Annotated in this window: 1 pseudogene; it reads left to right on the top strand. The window is 61.4% G+C overall.

The features are described 5' to 3' along the window. Window positions 1-601, top strand: a pseudogene (locus tag BFP99_RS00015) (RHS repeat domain-containing protein); the annotation flags it as partial.

Genomic DNA, 601 nt, shown 5'->3' on the forward strand with positions numbered 1-601 from the left:
TCGTGGCGGTGGACTACCAGGTGCAGCGGGCCGAAGACCGTGGTCCGTATGTCTGGATTACTGAGCAGAGCATTGTTTCCTACGCCTATGACGATGCTGGCCGACTGGTCTCGGCGACCAATGCGGTAGGTGAAAGCGAGGTTTATCGCTACGACGATCAGCACGTCATTCTTGAGCGGGGCTTGGCCGGTGGGGCGAGTTTCTTCTGGGCGTGGGAACGGGCTGGCAAGGCTGCGCGATGTGTTCGGCATTGGGCCAGTTTTTCCCAGACGGACACGCGGTATGCCTGGGGGGACGACGGCCGGGTCACGCTGCATAACGCCGATGGCAGTCAGGAAGTGTACGCCCATGACGACCGGGCGCGGCTGGTGCAGCGGATTGATCCGGACGGTGCCCAGCATTTCAAATCCTACGACGCTAAAGGCCGGCTGACGGTTAAGCAGGATCCGCTGGGGGCGGTGACGGCGTATCAGTACGACGACGCCGGACGCTTGGTGGCGTTGTTTTCCGGGGATGATGAGCCGACGTCCTACGAGCATGACAATGGCTTCGTACGGGTTGTAAGGCGGGGTCTGGCGGTCTGGAAGTACGAGCGTAACGA

Source organism: Pseudomonas sp. 1 R 17 (assembly GCF_900067035.1).
GTDB classification, from domain to species: Bacteria; Pseudomonadota; Gammaproteobacteria; order Pseudomonadales; family Pseudomonadaceae; genus Aquipseudomonas; species Aquipseudomonas marginalis.